The 17,400-nt window shown below is 38.4% G+C and carries 14 protein-coding genes and 1 pseudogene; 4 read left to right on the top strand and 11 right to left on the bottom strand.

What is annotated here, in order from left to right; all coding sequences use genetic code 11:
* Positions 1-107: 107 nt before the first annotated feature.
* A complete protein-coding gene (gene nhaC / locus ACGLYD_RS02635; RefSeq protein WP_067206648.1) occupies positions 108-1,505 on the bottom strand; it encodes a Na+/H+ antiporter NhaC in 1,398 nt (465 codons plus the stop codon).
* Between the two features lie 746 nt (positions 1,506-2,251).
* On the opposite strand from nhaC, the gene ACGLYD_RS02630 reads away from it, so the two are divergent.
* From ACGLYD_RS02630 to ACGLYD_RS02615, 4 genes are read left to right on the top strand one after another with little or no spacing between them, the layout of a single operon-like run.
* Entirely contained in the window at positions 2,252-2,623 is a 372-nt protein-coding gene (locus tag ACGLYD_RS02630; RefSeq protein WP_067206645.1) for a GntR family transcriptional regulator, read from the top strand.
* Between the two features lie 14 nt (positions 2,624-2,637).
* A complete protein-coding gene (locus tag ACGLYD_RS02625) occupies positions 2,638-3,327 on the top strand; it encodes an ABC transporter ATP-binding protein (protein ID WP_399631184.1) in 690 nt (229 codons plus the stop codon).
* On the top strand, positions 3,324-4,154 hold the full coding sequence (locus ACGLYD_RS02620) for a hypothetical protein (protein WP_399631182.1): 831 nt from the start codon (positions 3,324-3,326) through the stop codon (positions 4,152-4,154). The genes ACGLYD_RS02625 and ACGLYD_RS02620 overlap by 4 nt, the downstream gene beginning before the upstream one ends.
* Before the next feature lie 15 nt (positions 4,155-4,169).
* On the top strand, positions 4,170-5,357 hold the full coding sequence (locus tag ACGLYD_RS02615; RefSeq protein WP_399631179.1) for a hypothetical protein: 1,188 nt from the start codon (positions 4,170-4,172) through the stop codon (positions 5,355-5,357).
* 219 nt (positions 5,358-5,576) lie between these two features.
* Here ACGLYD_RS02615 and ACGLYD_RS02610 read toward each other — a convergent pair.
* From ACGLYD_RS02610 to ACGLYD_RS02565, 10 genes and pseudogenes are all read right to left on the bottom strand, one after another.
* A pseudogene (locus ACGLYD_RS02610) lies at positions 5,577-5,686 on the bottom strand (thermonuclease family protein); the annotation flags it as partial.
* 91 nt (positions 5,687-5,777) lie between these two features.
* Positions 5,778-8,084 carry a glycoside hydrolase gene (locus ACGLYD_RS02605; RefSeq protein WP_399631177.1) on the bottom strand — a complete coding sequence of 769 codons (2,307 nt, stop codon included), beginning with the start codon at positions 8,082-8,084 and terminating at the stop codon, positions 5,778-5,780.
* A 36-nt stretch (positions 8,085-8,120) separates the two neighbouring features.
* Positions 8,121-9,308 carry a cell wall metabolism sensor histidine kinase WalK gene (locus ACGLYD_RS02600; protein ID WP_197485375.1) on the bottom strand — a complete coding sequence of 396 codons (1,188 nt, stop codon included), beginning with the start codon at positions 9,306-9,308 and terminating at the stop codon, positions 8,121-8,123.
* A gap of 175 nt (positions 9,309-9,483) precedes the next feature.
* Positions 9,484-10,131: a response regulator transcription factor gene (locus tag ACGLYD_RS02595; RefSeq protein ID WP_067206628.1), complete on the bottom strand. Its 648-nt coding sequence runs from the start codon at positions 10,129-10,131 to the stop codon at positions 9,484-9,486.
* 130 nt (positions 10,132-10,261) lie between these two features.
* The gene (locus ACGLYD_RS02590; protein ID WP_399631174.1) at positions 10,262-11,098 is read right to left on the bottom strand and encodes a metallophosphoesterase; all 837 of its coding nucleotides are present in this window, start codon (positions 11,096-11,098) and stop codon (positions 10,262-10,264) included.
* Between the two features lie 331 nt (positions 11,099-11,429).
* Complete coding sequence (locus ACGLYD_RS02585) at positions 11,430-12,170, bottom strand: thermonuclease family protein (RefSeq protein WP_342537712.1); 741 nt, start codon at positions 12,168-12,170, stop codon at positions 11,430-11,432.
* Between the two features lie 112 nt (positions 12,171-12,282).
* On the bottom strand, positions 12,283-14,322 hold the full coding sequence (locus ACGLYD_RS02580) for a catalase (protein WP_399631170.1): 2,040 nt from the start codon (positions 14,320-14,322) through the stop codon (positions 12,283-12,285).
* 74 nt (positions 14,323-14,396) lie between these two features.
* Positions 14,397-14,759, bottom strand: coding sequence for a fluoride efflux transporter FluC (locus tag ACGLYD_RS02575; protein WP_399631168.1), 363 nt, complete (start codon positions 14,757-14,759; stop codon positions 14,397-14,399).
* Positions 14,756-15,133 carry a CrcB family protein gene (locus ACGLYD_RS02570; protein ID WP_187046957.1) on the bottom strand — a complete coding sequence of 126 codons (378 nt, stop codon included), beginning with the start codon at positions 15,131-15,133 and terminating at the stop codon, positions 14,756-14,758. The genes ACGLYD_RS02575 and ACGLYD_RS02570 overlap by 4 nt, the downstream gene beginning before the upstream one ends.
* Positions 15,130-17,286 carry an ATP-dependent helicase gene (locus ACGLYD_RS02565; protein ID WP_399631165.1) on the bottom strand — a complete coding sequence of 719 codons (2,157 nt, stop codon included), beginning with the start codon at positions 17,284-17,286 and terminating at the stop codon, positions 15,130-15,132. Before ACGLYD_RS02565 ends, ACGLYD_RS02570 begins: the two co-directional genes overlap by 4 nt.
* Positions 17,287-17,400: the final 114 nt, after the last annotated feature.

The following is a 17,400-nucleotide window of genomic DNA, read 5'->3' as shown; positions in this document are numbered from 1 at the left end:
TGTTCATGTACAAATGGTTCCATAATCTACAAATAATAGGCTTTTGAATGTTTTATTAATTTCCAAAAGCGAAGGAGCACTCCCTAACAGGTGTGCTCCTTCGCTTTTTACACTTTTACCTTTTCATCAGTCAGATACGTCAATGTTTTCCCAGTAAACCCAAACAGAACTGTTAATATCGGAGACAACAGGCAAAAGAATGCGAATGGCAAATAGTCTACTGTTGCGACACCCAACACACCTGTAATGAAAATACCGCAAACGCTCCACGGTACTAACGGATTGACAACCGTGCCCGCATCTTCCATCACTCTACTCAAGTTCTTATTCGCTAACCCTACTTTTTCATATTGTGATTGGAAAGCTTGCCCTGTCAATAATATCGACAAATACTGTTCACCAATCAACACATTAATCCCAATCGCCGTTAACGCAGACGCTGCAATGACAGAGGAAACTTTCTTCAAAAGACTTTCAATTTTCCCGAGTAGACATTGGACAATTCCTAGTGTAAATAACAATCCCCCCATACTAAGTGCCAACAACACCAAACCAATTGTAAACATCATACTTTGCATGCCACCACGAGTAAGTAATTCGTCAATGTCTTTGATTCCTGTCGTTGAAACAAAGCCTTCGAATAAAATCTTAAACACTTCTGGAGCACTGAAACTCTGATGGAAATAGGAAATGATAATCGCACTGATGGAACTTAACGCCAATGTCATTAACGCCGGGACTTTCATTATCGTCAGAACAAAGAGAACAACAAGAGGAATCACCGTATACCAGTGAATCATCCCTGTTTCCAACAAGCCATCTTGGAAATAGGCAATTTTATCAACATCGCTTAATGTGACACTTGGTGATAATAAAGCGAAGATAATCAGCGATAAAATAAATGCCGGGATTGTCGTCCAACCCATATTTCGAATATGTTCAAACAAATTGACGTCAACAATGGATGAGGCCAGGTTTGTCGTATCCGACAGGGGTGACATCTTATCTCCAAAAAATGCTCCGGAAACAATTGCACCCGCCGCTATAGGCAGTGACAAATCGAGCATAGTCGCCATCCCAATAAATGCTACCCCTACTGTTGCTACCGTCGTCAACGAACTACCGATTGAAACACCAACAATTGCAGTAACAACAAAAACAATTGCAAAGAAAAATGACGGTGTAATTAGATTAAACCCGGTATAGATTAGCGTCGGTATCGTCCCACTCATGATCCAACTACTAACTAAAATACCGATGAAGAAAAACAGGAATACTGCACTCATACCCGCTCCTGCTCCTTCGACCAGGCCACCTTCAAGTTTGCGGTACGAAACCTTTTTGAGCAGACCATAGCAAATTAATAGTAATATTGAAAACAAAATTGGCAAATGTGGAACTGCACCAAACTGAACAATACTAACACTAATTATCGTTACAATTGCTGCTATAAGTGTTATCGCCTCTAGAAATGTGGGTGAAATAACTTCCTTTATTCGAAACATGATGAAATCCTCCTCGATGGTTTAAAACTGTGTATTATTTTTGGATACAAAAAAGCCCCTTCAATCCCTTGGAAAGGGACGAAGAAGCTCTCCGCGTTACCACCCTAATTGATGAACCAGTTCTGGACTGGCCATCCACTTCATTAGTTGTTGAGAAAATCGGATGGCGTACTTCATACATATTGCTGCCTGAATTCACACCTACCATTCAGTCTCTTGCTGCTGCTCACAATATGATTACTGGACCATCTCTCAAATATATTCAATTTTAATGATTATCTTTTGTACAAAAGTAATTGATTTGAATCTTATCACGTTTAGCGGGCATGTCAAGGAGTTTCGCAAAAAGATTAAGTGTTGCACGTTTCTCGAAATTCAGATAACAACCAACGTCTAACGCAATTTAGAACTCAATAAGAACCATCGAACAAGAAGAAATGGATATTCTTGGTTGACAGTAAAAGTGTATTAAGGATATAATACAAATTGTAATGTGTATCAACCAATTAATACACATTGTTTGTAGGACAGGTGAATGTATTACGTGGCATTTCTTTGCGATTACTGTATAAATGCTTTAATACATAATATTGCTTTTCTAGACGCATTCTTTTATCGCAAAAGTATTAGACACTTAATACAGTCATCGTAACTAGTGTTTCGTCCATTATTTTTGCCAACACTGTATCACCCCCTTAGTACAGGTTAGGCGTAAAACCATTATGTTTTTTTTAGGAGTTGGGTTTATGGATATAAAGTTTAATAATCGTGATCCTGTTTATGTGCAAGTGATTCGGCAATTTAAAGAACAAATTGCAACAGGTTACTTTGAACCGGGTCAGGAGATTCCATCGAGAAGGGAACTCGCTAATCAGCTGAAAATTAATCCAAATACGGCGCAGCGAGCGTATAAAGAAATGGAGGAACAAGGGTTGATTTTTACGGAGGGGAATTTGCCAAGTCGCATTACGAGGGATGCGCAGATGCTCAAAATAGTAAGAGAAGAATTGATTTTAGAGGCTGTAGATACGTTTGTTCATTCGGTTCGATCCATCAATGTTCCTGTACACGAGGCTTTGGATTTAGTGAAGAATACGTATGAAAGGGAAAATAATTAAATGGGGGGATCTTTGTGATTGAAATAAAAAAAATAACAAAAAAGTTCGGCAGGAAAAAAGTATTAAATGGCGTTTCTTTTACTGCTGAAAAAGGGAAAATCACTTGTCTAATTGGCATTAATGGTGTTGGGAAAACAACAATTATGAAAGCAATTATGGCTTTAACTCCTATTAATGGAGGTGAAATCCTCATTGATGGTGAAAAAATTCATAAAGGGAGTTATGAAAAAATCACCTTTATACCAGATACAATAACGATGTTACCGCAAATGCGAATACGGGACGCCTTTGTATTTATGACTGATTTTTACAACTGTTGGAATCAGGAACGTGCCACTGAACTGCTCCAGTTTTTCAAACTAAACGAAACGGATCGTATTTCTGAACTCTCAAAAGGCAATTCCGCAAAAGTGAACCTTATACTTGGTTTGGCAATGGATGTCGATTATGTCTTAATGGACGAACCATTTTCAGGAATTGATATATTTAGCCGTGAGCAAATTGCCAATGTATTTACGAGTCATTTAATTGAAAATCGTGGCGTTATTATCACGACACATGAAATTAATGATATCGAACATTTAATTGATAAAGTTGTTTTACTAGATGACGGCGTAGTTTTAAAAGAATTCGATACAGAAGAAGTAAGAGAAAAAGAGGGGAAATCGGTAATCGATGTAATGAGAGAGGTGTATCAAGCATGAATCGTTATTTGAAGTTAGTCAATTTCGAAGTGAATAGATTTTTAAAGCTTTACCTCGTTTTACTTGGCATTACGATTCTTTCGCAAATCATTGGGGTGATTGTTCAATCACGGGCCTATTTAAATCGGGCAAATGAATTAATGTATAAGGATTTAATGACGAAGGACCAGTTTATCGAACAATATGGGAATATCTCTTTCTATAATTTTACACAGGCAGCTTGGTTTCTGCTCCCCATTATGCTTTGTGTTGTAGTATTAATAATCTATGTCTTTTTTATTTGGTATCGTGATTGGCTTGGAAAAAATACATTTAGTTATCGTTTACTCATGTTGCCAACAGCACGCATTACTATTTTTTTTGCAAAGGCTACAACGATTTTACTCTTCGTTTTAGGTCTTGTTGCATTACAACTAGTATTATTGCCAGTTGAAAGTCAAGTTTTACAGTGGGTGGTACCAAGTGAGTTTCGTACCGATCTTTCGATTTATGAAATTACTAACCTCCACAATTTAAACGTATTATTGCCAAGTTTTTTTATAGAGTTTGTTCTTTATTATGCTGGCGGAATGCTAGCGGTGTGTATTGTTTTTACGGCGATTTTGTTTGAACGTTCTTTCCGTATTAAAGGGATTATTTATGGCGTTCTCTATTGTGTTGGTTCCCTTTTAATCTTCTTTGCACCTCTATTCGTTAATGGGTTCATCTTAAGAAATTATTTTTATCCAATAGAACTATTTTTCCTGGAACTAGTAGCAGGTCTTCTCGTTTTAGCTTGCGCCATTTGGATAGGTAATTTTCTACTAAAGAATAAAATAAGAGTTTGATGGGAGGTTACATAAGTGAAACGTTATTGGAAAATCATTTCGATTTGTTTGATTACGCTAATTGTGATTGGAACTTTTTATATACAATCAAGTTTAGCTACAAATGAGCATATAAAAATTGATTTTGAAAAAGTAAATGGCAATGAGGATGAGTTGCAAAATATAGTATTATACTGTGATTATTCAGGAAATAATCACCGCCTGTATCAACCTTTACAAGTTACAAGTGAAGAAACAATCAAACCAACTAATTTATCTTTTTCACAAAAGTTATCTAGATTGGGTGTTCCGAATTATCTTGAAGAATTGGTAGAAAAACATAGGAATTTTATGCGAAGTAAGGATTTAAGCCCGCATCTTTTTTTTGAAGACGAAAATTTAGTGGCATATGCCCATATGAATGATTTTAGCTTTGATATTGAAGTGTTAACTAAAAAAACGGACGAAATTACGTCAATCCAGTTGGATGTATCCGAAAAAGAAAATTACGGTTGGATGCAAGTTGAGGAAGTTCAAGTAATAGATAGTGAATTAAAGGTCATTACACGGGCTTCTCGTATAGGTGGTAGTGTTAGAGATGAATTACGAGTCTATACATTTGATATGGAAGAGCAAAAGCTTGTAAGTGATGACACGATTGCTTCTACTCCGACGGTAGAGAATGGTTATTCTGATTTAAGAATCATAAATGATAATTATTCTATTCAGCGACAAAAATACCTTCTAGTTAAAATTGAGGCTTTTGAAGATGAAAAAATCTATAGAGACGGTGAACCGAAATTAGTCGCGAATGAATTCATCGTTTACGATATAGAAACTAATCAATCGAAAAAAGTTGTTGCTTCTGATGAAACACTTGGATCTATAGGTGGTTCATCCGCTATCTCTAATTCTACACTCTTTATTCCTTCACAGACAGCTAATGGTATAGAAGTCAATCAGTATGATATTGAAAGCGACAAATGGGGCAAAAAACTATCATTTGATTTAGTAGATAATAAGGATGATGAAGAGGCTCCTTACATTAAGGTAATGAATGGAAAATTCTATATTATTCATGCAACAACTAATGGGCATACCATTTTTATAGGCGATTTAATAACAGGGGAATCCCTATATGAAGGTAAGTTGAAAGTGAAAAACCAAGAAGAAGTTCAAAAGAATTATCGTCTTTACTTTCATGGAATCGAGAATGTTCAATAAAAAAAAGGGTAGTTTGGTCAACCACCTTTTAATTAGAAAGAGATGAGAATGACAGCATTATTGCTGTCATTCTCATCTCTTTCATTTTGAGTAACGGATTCTAACACAATTCGGGGTTCAATGGGAATCCTCAATAAAATCAACGTTCACACGTAAAGCCACCCCTTTTCCGAATAGGCGGGATGCTTTCTCTTTACGCCGTTTGGATAGTTCTCGCTATCCGCTGTTGAATAGCTCATGAGTACGTTCTTTCGCTTCCTCTCCGAACGGCTGCTTCCCAAGTCGAAGGTGGTGTTCGTTTCAGGCGTATCGATCAGTAAATAACGGATATTCATCACAAATATCTCCATGTCAAAAGTCATCTGATTTATTTTTAAGTCTCATTAAAAATAAGCAATTAAAATGTGCTAAATGCAACATCTAATTTTTCGGCGTATAGATACTTTTACTCTTTCCATCAATAATTAATAATGACTTTTCTGGTATTGTCTCGCCTAGATAATTAAATTCATCTTCTGAAAAATTGGCTACTACACTTAATGTTTCACCATATTCAGTCATTTGAACTAATCTATCATCTGATATGATTTTAAAATCCGTCATTTCTTCTGTTATTGCTTTTTCGCTAAAATTTGACCATACCTTAGAATGTCTTACGATTGTTTCTTTATGTTTTTTCCACTCGTTTTTATCTATATGATATAAAGGAGGTACATTATAAAGTATCTCATACAACATCCTATTTGATATTTCATCTTCCAATTTTAAGGTTCCCCATCCCCACCAATAAGTCGTGATTACTGAATCGTTGTAAACCAACTTATACAATGGGATCGTGTAGTTTGAATCCAAAAATAACTTCTTGTATTTATCCTTTACAGGTATTTGTTTAGAAAACAGTTCGGGAACTCCGCCGTTACTCGAATAGTATCTCCCTACATAGTACTCACTTTCTTTATTTGTTTTCATATCCTCATCCATCCAAGAAAATGCTGGCGTTTCTATTCCATGTGCAAAGGCAATCGTTTTGTTTGCAAAATCATTTCCGCCTTCAGTTCCAACTACCATATCCCATTCTTGTTGCAGATACTCCATTCTCTTAATTCTAGCCTGGATATCATCCTTTTCAGTAGTAATATGTTCTGGCGAATAGTCATCATAGATCTCCCCAGTGCCATCGGTGTCTAGAAACCATGAGTTAAATGCTAGACCAGTATCTAGAATCGAAGTTATTCTTTCTTCTACACTAGGCATTGCAAGCGTCGGATTCAACTTTCTACCTTCACCTTGGAATCCTTCAATCTTGTTTCCATCTTTATTGGTTACAGTTGCATTCTCGTAAAGTGAAGTATCCCTAAACTTAGCAGTTTCCCACTTCTCTTTACCGGGTTCATGGATTGAATGATACGAATCATAGGTGCCAATTAAATAGCCAAGGTCTTCTGCTTCTTTTACTAACTCTGGTTTAATAAATCCTTCCTGCCAGTCATCAAGTCCAATCCACATATTTTCTAACCCTGAATCCTTCATATCTTTTATCACATCTACAGTATTTGCATCTGCCCACTTCTCTATTGGGTCAACTACATTTCCAAGTACGCTTTTTAATAATCTCTTATTTAGGTCAATTAATTCAACAGGATTTAAATTTTCTATTTTCCTGTTTAATAGCCCCTGAGTTTCTTTATCTGTTTCAGTAAATATTTCCGGATTATAGAATTCTTTTAGTTGCATTACGGCACTTAAGCCTTTTACTATTCTATTTTTAGTGTATTTGTCTACATAATCTAAGTTATTTAAATCATCAAAGGCCGATGAAAGATCTGATCCATCTTCAACTTTAGTAGTTAATAACTCCTGAATCCATAATCTCAGTTTTTCGGGGAAACTGTCTCTTAGTTTTGCCCATTTTATATTTTCCTCTGAAATAACAGTTCTGTCCCAAAAATAAGCATGGGGTGCACCGTAAAGCTTTTCAATTTCACTATTTTCTTTAGCCTTATCCGCCAAGCTTTTGAAGTCACCCTGTTCAACCAAATACTTTTTATAGGTCTTTGCAACATCTGCTGGATTTTTTTCCGTTACATATATTCTAAAACCATATTCCTTCACTTTATTAATCGCTGGAAACTCATGATTAAAAGTAAACTCAATATCATTTTCTGTATTAAAAACAACTTCACTATTATAAGGATTTTTAATTATATAGACTAGCGAATACGCACTTTTATCAACTGCAAAAAACTGCATAGAGAAAGCCTCAATCACCTTCATTTTTTCTTCACTTAAATAATCTTTCCAGACTGGATCATTGCTTGGAATATGCTTCCCTTGATTTAATGGGAGCATATATCCATCACCTTTCACTTTTGGCCATGCAAACATGTTGTCTTCATCTTTGTTGGATTTTATGGTTACATCTACATACTTATCTTTTTTTTCTATTTCAACATCAATTGCCTTTTCTAAATAGGTCCAAGTTATAGTATCTCCACTGTCTTTTAAATTTGAAACTTTCATTTTCTCCAGTGGTTCCGATGCTCTTTCAGTAATTCCATTGGACTCCACCTCAAACGCAAGGGTCTCTGGATCCACACTAAAGTTAAAATCCACATTATCTTTTCCTGAATTAACCTCTTTGATTGGTATCTTTTTGTCGTTCACACACCCTACTAGAACACTTGTTACAATTGCAGCAATTAACATGATTGATAGAATTTTTTTCATGTATCACACCTCCATAACTAGAGTAACCGGGGTGTGTTACGCGAATGTTACAAAAAAAGCTAACTTATTATTTTTTAATTCAAACCCAAAATCCAACTTGTGATTATCCAAAATGGTCTTGATAATAGGTAAGCCCAAACCTGTACCTGAAAGCTCCTTACTTCTTGATTTTTCTAATACATAAAAAGGTCTCCATATATGTTCTAAATCATTTTCGTCAATTGCGCCAACCCCGTTAGCAATCGTAAGCTTGACGATATTAGTGTCTATAGTTAATGTAATTTCAATACGCTTATCATCGGAATATTTAATAGCATTAGTAATTAAATTATCGAGTACAACATCTATTGCTTCTTTTTCTGCATTGATAAAATATTCCTTGTCCGCATCTACATTTAATGAAAAATCAATACAGTTTTCCTGTAGTATCAGCATGTATTTTCCCGTCATGTCTATAACCCTTTTACCTAAATCAAAAGTAGATTTGTTTAATGAACTATTTTCTAACTCTGTCCAAAACAGAAGCTTCTCAATTAATACATCCATTTTCTCAATCTGTTCTTCAATTACATCTCTAAATGTTCCGTCATCCAAACCGTCCACTATCCCCTGTTCATACACTTTCATTATTGATAGTGGCGTTTTTAGTTCATGGGACACATCTGACATTAATTCTTTCAATCGCTTATTTTGGCCATTGATTTCATTATGGGCTTTCTCTAATTTTCCACTCATACTGTTTATACTTTTCGCAAGTTCTCCTACCTCATCATTGGTTGTAATCTCTTCTTTCCTGAACTTTAAATTAGCTATATCTTGAGACAAACTTTTCAAGGATTCTAAAGGCCTTGTAATTTTTTTAGATATGATTACTACTAAGAAAACAATTAATATGACTGAAATGGTCATCAAAAATAGATTAAATCTATTTATGATTATGATTGCTTCTTCCATATGTGGTAATGGTAATCCTATGGCGATAATCGTATTATCAATTTTTATAAATTTAGTTAAAACTTTATATTTGCTTACACCTTGATCGTATATCTTATTGACGCTTTTCTCCTGCAAAGTAGTTAACGTACTTTCAGTAATCCAAAATTTATTTAACTTTATTTTTTTCATTTCAAATTCTAATTTTATTTTTTCATTAAGTTGATTCAAACTTCCACTAATCTCTGAATGAACAATAGTTACGGCGTACTCTTCTTCTATCTGTTTCAATTCGTTTAAGAAACCACTTTCAGGTACACTGATTATCTCGTTAGCTACCTTGTCTAAAACCTTTCTTTGCTCATAAATGTAATATCTGTCTACCAGGAATATATTTATGAGTATTGAAAAAATAAACGTGCAAATTACAATGGATGATATGCCAACTGAAAACTTGCTTCCGATTTTAATCTTCCTTCACCTCCAGGCAGTACCCAATGCCTCTATAGGTTTTGATAAGGTCATCCCCTATTTTAGTTCTTAATCTTCGGATGTGAGTATCTACTGTTCGATGATCCCCTTCATAATCCATACCCCAAACTATATCAATAAGCCTATCCCTCGATAAAATAACACCCCTATTATTAATGAAGAACAGTAATAAATCATATTCAATCTTGGTAAGTTGTAAGGGTTCATTGCTCTTATATGCTTTTTTTTCATTCTCCTTTATCCTAATACCTCTGAATTTAATTTCCTCACCAATGTTCAGGAGCTTTTTAGCTCTTAATATTACGATTCGTGGATCAAATGGCTTCTTAATATATTCATCAGCCCCTCCATTTAAGGCCTTTATTTCATCTTCATGTTGACCTTTAGCTGTTAATATCAGAACTTTGGTTTGACTATTTCCCTTTATATATTTACATACTTCTATTCCACCAATTTTTGGCATCATCCAATCTAAAACGGCTAAGTCAATCTTGGTTGATTCAGCTATATTCAATGCTTCCTGTCCATCCCTAGCTCCCAGGACATTGAAGCCTTCCTCTTTGAAATATGCTGACAGTATCTTAACCATTTGCGGTTCATCATCTGCGATTAGAATATTCATTTTTTCCCCCTTGAGTTAGAAACTTTGACCAAAACCATATTATTACAAAAGAAAAACAAAAAAGGCATCACAAAAGTTTGGTCAACTCAGGAGAAGCCTTCAAAAGTACAAAAACAATCTAAAAGAAATTTTATATAGCTATGTCAAACACGGATATCTCAGGAGGGCTCCAAAATCGAATAGGTATCCTCGTAGTGCCGATTCCGCTATTCACATAAAGATGAGTATGAATTCTTAGTTGATACATTCCTTTTCTATATTTCTTTGCAAGAGGAGGTGTCACCACGGGACCAAGCGTCGGAACAATGACCTGCCCTCCGTGACTGTGTCCTGCCAGTGCCAAATCAAAATTATCATACCCTATTTCGTCCACAAGGTCCGGTTGATGCAACAGAAGAAGCTTAGCCCCCTGATCGTCAACACCTGAATACGCCTTTTGAACATCGGGGTTTCCAAGCATGGCATCATCCACCCCTATTATAGTTAATACTTTTCCACTTTCAAGTTCTATTTTGCTATTCTGATTTGTAAGTAGCTTAAATCCTGATTCTATCATAATCTTTTCGTAAAACCTGACGCCGCCACCTCCATAGTCATGGTTCCCCCAAATGGCGTACTTTCCATATCTACTACTTAGCTTATCAAGTATTCCACTTATCTCTGATCGCCCCTCGAACTCGGATGCTACATCTATGAGATCGCCTGTAAAAGCGATTAGGTCAGGTTTGAGTTTATTAATTCGGTCTACAAGTCTCTCCAGCTGCTCTAGCGAATAATTCGGACCTAAATGGACATCTGAAAACTGTACTACCCTTATAGAATTCTCACCTCCCGACGAGAACTTAAGTTCATATTCCTTTGTGATCAGACGTTTTGGCTCTATTTTAAGTGAGTATACAACTATTCCTGCTACTACTATGCTTACTATAATCAAGAATTTTATACTGCCAAGAACTACTCTTTTCAATTCTCCACTGCCTTTCTTGCACATTAATACTAGCTATTGTTTCAAAGTATTAGGTACCTCTTGCTAGTACTATACAATCTCATTGTGACACCAATGTTACGTACGGAAGAAAAGCTCAGCTAAACTCGGGTACCCTTTCACAAAAAAGTAGATGGAATTTTTTTAATCACATATTTAAGTATTCATTTGTGATAATTGGTTACACAATTAAAAACATCCTTAAATCGATAACTGATTTAAGGATGTTTTTGTTTTATATGCTGTGCCTATCATCTTTCCCCGTTTACAAAAAACGAGAAGTTAAGTATAGTTCTATCTTTTCCATCGAATATTAACGCTCGCACGCATTACCATCTTTATTGCCATCCATTTTTTCTGAGTAAGCAGGATGCCCTTTTTTCACGCCATTCGGATACTTCTGACGTAGTTCCGTACAGTTTTTAAACGCTTCTTTAGCACCGGATACTGGTTGTGTTTCAGGTTTCTTTTCTACATACGTTTCGCTGTCAAATCCGCGATCAGTCGCATAATCTTCAAGCGTCCAGATGCCAATTCCCGCTTTTTTGGCCTTCTCTTCTGCTTTCTTAAAAGCGTCTAGATGTCGTGTATTTGGCGGATAAACGTACCCCACGCGGGCTAGCCCTTCTTCCAACAGTTTTTCCTGAACACTCACACCATCAATATAAATATAAGCAAGCAATCTATCATATTTATCTGTTTTCCCACCGACATCGAATTCGATTTCTAATTTCCCGCTGTTCATCAACTCACGATTACGCTCTTTTGCTTTCTCGCCAAACGGCTGCTTTCCGAGACGTGGATGATTCGTTTCCGGTGTATCAATTAGTAAATACCGGACATTCTGTTCTTTACCTTCATACATAATTTTTACCGTATCGCCGTCAATCGTTTTCACAAGCTCCACCGGGATTAAACCGACTCGGCTCGGTTCGGCTTCCTGTTCAGGAAAGAAAATATTGTACACAATCAATGCGAGTAAGACGACACCGATACTCACAATGCCTGCTGGTTTTTTCAGTAAGGTACTAGTATTCTTTTTGTTTTGTTTCATGTATCCGTCATCCTTTTACTAGTTCATTAGTTGTAACATTCATATGTTACCAGTTCTGCAACCAAATGAAAACAGCCGCCACCTAAGTGACGACCGCTTCACTTTCACTTTATCAATAGATTTTACGTTCCCAGTGCCGGTGTTCAGCGATTGCAGCGATGAATTCACCAGTGAAATCTGCTATGTCAGACAGTACGATACCTGGACCTTCTTCTGCATCTGAAGCATCGAAGAAAGGCTTGCCGTTTGTGGCGATACCAATTGGTTTATAGTGTTGAAAAGCTTCGTTGATAAAATTGACGATATCTTTCTTAAGTTTCCTTGGATTATCCGCCTCGCCTCCGACGACGTATAGTCCATCATACAAAACGGAATGGACAGTGAGGAATGTTTCCGTCACTTCGACTGCCAGTTTATCTTCACCATAAACGAAACCGTACTTCTCGCCGACGATATCCACAGTCATTCCTGCATCCAGGCAGGCTTTGACAACCGCTTCCACTTCGCCGCCATTGAATTTTTCACCAATGAGAATGGCGATTTTTCGTGTAGCCGGCGATTTCACCGTTAATTCCTGACTAAGGGCTGGTGACGATTCGGTCACGTCCGATTCCTTGCCCTCGGGATGATTGACCCCCACCGCTTCAGCAATAGCGGTTGCCAAGCCTTTATCGACATTGACAAACATATCCACGACTTGCTGTTTGACATTCTTATCTTTCACTTTACCGACTTCAAAACTGAACGCATCGACAATATGCTTTTTCTCGGGCAATGTCATACTGTTCCAGAAAAGACGTGCTTGCGAGAAATGGTCACTGAAAGAATTACTGCGTGCTTGAATTTTGCGTCCTTCCACTTTCTCCTGATAGTGGACGAAACCGCCTTCTTCTTCGGTAGATGTTGTCGGTGTATTGTTTGCCAATGAATTTTTATGATAGCTGACCTGCCCCACATTGATTGCCTGTCTGCCATAGCCATCACGCTGATTGTTATGGATTGGACACACTGGACGGTTAATCGGCAACTCATGGAAGTTCGGTCCGCCAAGGCGAATGAGTTGCGTATCCGTATATGAAAACAAGCGACCTTGCAGCAATGGATCATTTGAGAAATCAATCCCGGGAACAACACTTCCCGGATGGAATGCGACTTGTTCCGTTTCCGCAAATACATTATCGACATTGCGGTTCAACGTCATTTTCCCTATGATTTTGACGGGTACTTTCTCTTCCGGCCATAGCTTGGTCGGATCCAGGATATCAAAATCAAACATGAATTCATCTTTTTCCTCAATCAATTGGACGCCGAATTCAAATTCGACGAAGTCCCCTTTTTCAATGGACTCCCAAAGGTCCCGGCGATGAAAATCAGGATCTTTCCCGGCGATTTTCTGCGCTTCATCCCAAACGAGGGAGTGAACGCCGAGTTTCGGTTTCCAGTGGAATTTCACAAAATGCGCTTTCCCTTCAGCGTTCACCAAACGGTATGTATGAACCCCGAATCCTTCCATCATCCTGAAACTCCGAGGAATCGCGCGATCGGACATATGCCACATGATCATATGCGCAGACTCCTGGTTACTTACAACGAAATCCCAAAAAGTATCATGTGCAGAAGCCGCCTGCGGCATTTCCTTATGCGGTTCAGGTTTTACGGCATGGATAAGATCCGGGAATTTGATGGCATCCTGGATGAAGAAAACTGGCATATTATTACCCACTAAATCATAGTTTCCTTCTTCGGTATAGAATTTCACCGCAAATCCGCGTACATCGCGTACTGTTTCTGCCGATCCCTTGCTGCCGGCAACGGTGGAAATCCGTGTGAATACCGGTGTTTTCGAACCGGGTTCCTGCAGGAAAGCCGCTTTCGTATAGTCTTTCATCGATTCATATAATTCGAATTCACCGTGGGCCGCGTAGCCTCTAGCGTGAACGACTCTTTCAGGAATCCGTTCATGGTCAAAATGGGTCATCTTCTCACGGAAATGGAAGTCCTCCATCAATGTCGGGCCACGCAATCCCGCTTTCAAGGAATGTTCGTCCTCTGACACGTTAAGTCCTTGGTTCGTCGTCATCTTTTTACCCGCATCATGTGAACGGAACGTCTCTAACTGCCTATTCTTTTCATCACTATGTTTGTTGTCCAATGTCGTTTCCTCCATTCGGAATTTTAGTAGTCTACTACTCTATTCCCAAATGGACTCAACTCAAACGGACAAATTTAGTAAACACTGCTTCCCGCCAGGTAGCCTAGAAATGCAAGGCCGATTCCCGACATATAAATAAGCAGAAGATAGAGTATCGCATTCCTTTTCCTACCGTTTCCCCACATGATTAACAGCTCTTTATTCATCGTGGAAAAGGTCGTCAGCGCCCCTGCGAAACCGGAGGCAAACAGTAGTGCCACCCATAAAGGTAGTTCCAGCCCGAAAACGACTCCAATCATTAGTGCCCCTGCCAGATTGACGAGCAATGTCCCAGCTGGAAACCCATCCTGCTTATTCATCTTTGCTGAAATATAATACCGAATGACTGCACCGGAAAAGCCTCCGATTCCAATCATCAATAAATCCACGAAAGTCATGTACGAACCTTCTTCCTGCCTAGATGAAAGCCGAGCGCCCCGGCAGTAAGTCCGCCGATTATACTAAGAATGATATACAATCCAGCCAAGAGAATTTGACCTTTTTCCATCAGTAATATAGTCTCCATGCTTAACGCTGAAAACGTTGTAAAAGAACCTAGAAAACCCGTCGTTACGATATCTTGCAATTGTTTATCCGCTGCTAGTTTGCGAAAAGCTCCTGCTACTATAAAACATAGCAAAAACGTTCCCACAATATTTACACCTAGCGTCGAAAAGGGAAATCCTGAATCGTTGGAAACGACATGGCCAATCGCCACGCGTATAATTGCTCCTGCCGCTCCTGCCAATCCAATCCATAAGAGCTTTTTCATAGGGCAACTTTCTCAAGTAACCTAAGGGAAAGAACCGTTTCAAGATCAAGCCTTTTCTCGATTTTACCAAATTGGATATGAATTTCATCACCATCACGCCGTGTGACTTCACCCTGCCCGAATACACGGTGTTTGACCGCTGTTCCAACCGCTAGCTCGTCACTATCTTGAATACCATCAGGATTTAGTGCAATCGACGCTTTCCTAATCTTCACTGGCTTCTGCTCTTTGTTCGCTTCACCCGGTTTCAAAAGAAGGCCCCTTACTTCATTCAGAAACCTAGAATCTTCTTTTGGCTTCCCTTCGTCCTGACCATATGACAGCAATTCAAGTCGGTTTTTCGCACGTGTCATCCCGACGTAGAAGAGCCTACGCGCTTCTTCCAACATCGCTACATCACTCTCATCTTCCTCTGATGGAATAACCCCTTTTAGTAAATCAATCATGAACACACGCCGGAACTCAAGCCCTTTCGCACTGTGAAATGTCGATAACGTCACCGCATTTTCAGGTGCATTGAATTTCGCATTTTTTACTGCCTGTTCAAGTTCTTTCAAACGCGTCGCAAATTCCACCATCGTTCGGAGTTGTGATGCAATTCCTTCAAGTGTATCTAAAATGCTAAGCAGGCTTTCAAAACGGAATCCAAACTTTTCAGCTCTACTTTTAAGCGCCGCCTCATACCCAAAATCATTCCGAATCAGTTGAATCACTCGTTCCGGACGCATCTCTGGAATCACAGCGTATCCTTTTTTATAGTCAGCTAACTTTTTGACTTGACTGTCTTTCATTTCAACCGTTTGAATAAATGCATCGAATACATTCCCCGTTGTTGCAGTATTTTCAAACTGGGTGAGCATGTTTCGTGAAATAAAGGCATTCATTTTCATGATGATCTTCGCAAATATATCTTTCCGTTCCATATTAAAACTAAGACGCATAAAGTTCAAAATATCCTCGACAATCCAATGTGTGAAAAACTTGTCATCTGCATCCTTCATATAAAATGGGATACCTCGCCTGTGTAGTTCGCTCACGAACATCGTTGAAGATGAATTGTTCCTGAACAAAATAGCAACCTCATTCAAATTCTTCTCGTTTAACAGCTCATATGTTACGTATTCTAATTGTTGTTTCGGGCTAGTAAGCTGTTTAATATAGATCGGCTCGACCTTGCCGTTTTCTGTATGCATGTCTTTCGGATAGCGCTTTTTGTTCCGTTTGATGAACTTCGAAGACATCTCCACAATTTCTTTTGACGAACGGTAATTACGCTCCATCATCAGCACTTGAGCATCCGGATAGACACTCTTGAAATCAAGAAGATAATCCGGCTCCGCCCCTCGCCACGTATAGATCGACTGGTCATCATCAGCAACCACACAAAGATTGCCGTGATGCGCCACAAGATGCTCCACAATTTTATGTTGAACAAGGGACGTGTCCTGGCTTTCGTCGGTTAGGAGGTAGTCGTAGAGGTTTCGAAAGTGCTCGCTAAGTTGTTCGTCTTCTCGAAGTGCCTGTTCCGCAATTGTCAGCATATCATCGAAATCAAGAAGCAGGTGACCACTTGTACGCGTCTTATACTGCTCGTATTTCCTGGCAATGCGTCCTGCCTTATCAACAGGCCCTTCAAGCTCCTCCCATTTCCCAAGTGGGATCATGCGGTTTTTAATCCCACTGATGAATGTCGAAAGAGACGACAGTTCGTCATCAGTGCAATCCTCTTTCAATACGTCTTTATATATGCCTTTCAATAAAAATGCCTTATTGATAGACTGACGCCCTGTCTTACTTCCTTCAATCAGCTCGTATGTTGTACCTATTTTCTCTAAGTAGCTACGCGCAATCATAAATGCCAAACTATGGATTGTGGAAAAGTCCACGCGGGCACTGTGCGGGAAAAACCTTGTGAAACGCTCCGTCATATCGCGCGCAGATGCCCGGCTAAATGTAATTGCTTTAATACGCTTCGGATTGACGTTTTTTTCTTCAATCAAATATCCGATTCGCATGATCATTGTCGTCGTTTTCCCTGATCCAGGGCATGCTAAAAGCAAAAGCGGGCCATCTGTTTGCAGCACTGCTTTCTTTTGCACTTCATTCAAATCTATATTCAATTCTTTCTTTTTTCGTTCAAAAAAATCATTCATTTTACCGTAACTCCTTTTACTTACACTGTACTTAATTTACCATACGAACGCCTATTTGTAGAGGAATCAAACATCATTCATATCAAAAAACCTCCCCTGAGTAAGCAAAGGTGA

This window comes from Sporosarcina sp. SG10008, assembly GCF_044569405.1.
Classification (GTDB): Bacteria; Bacillota; Bacilli; order Bacillales_A; family Planococcaceae; genus Sporosarcina; species Sporosarcina psychrophila.
Note: the sequence above shows the minus strand (reverse complement) of the source record. Positions and strands in the feature narration are given on the sequence as shown.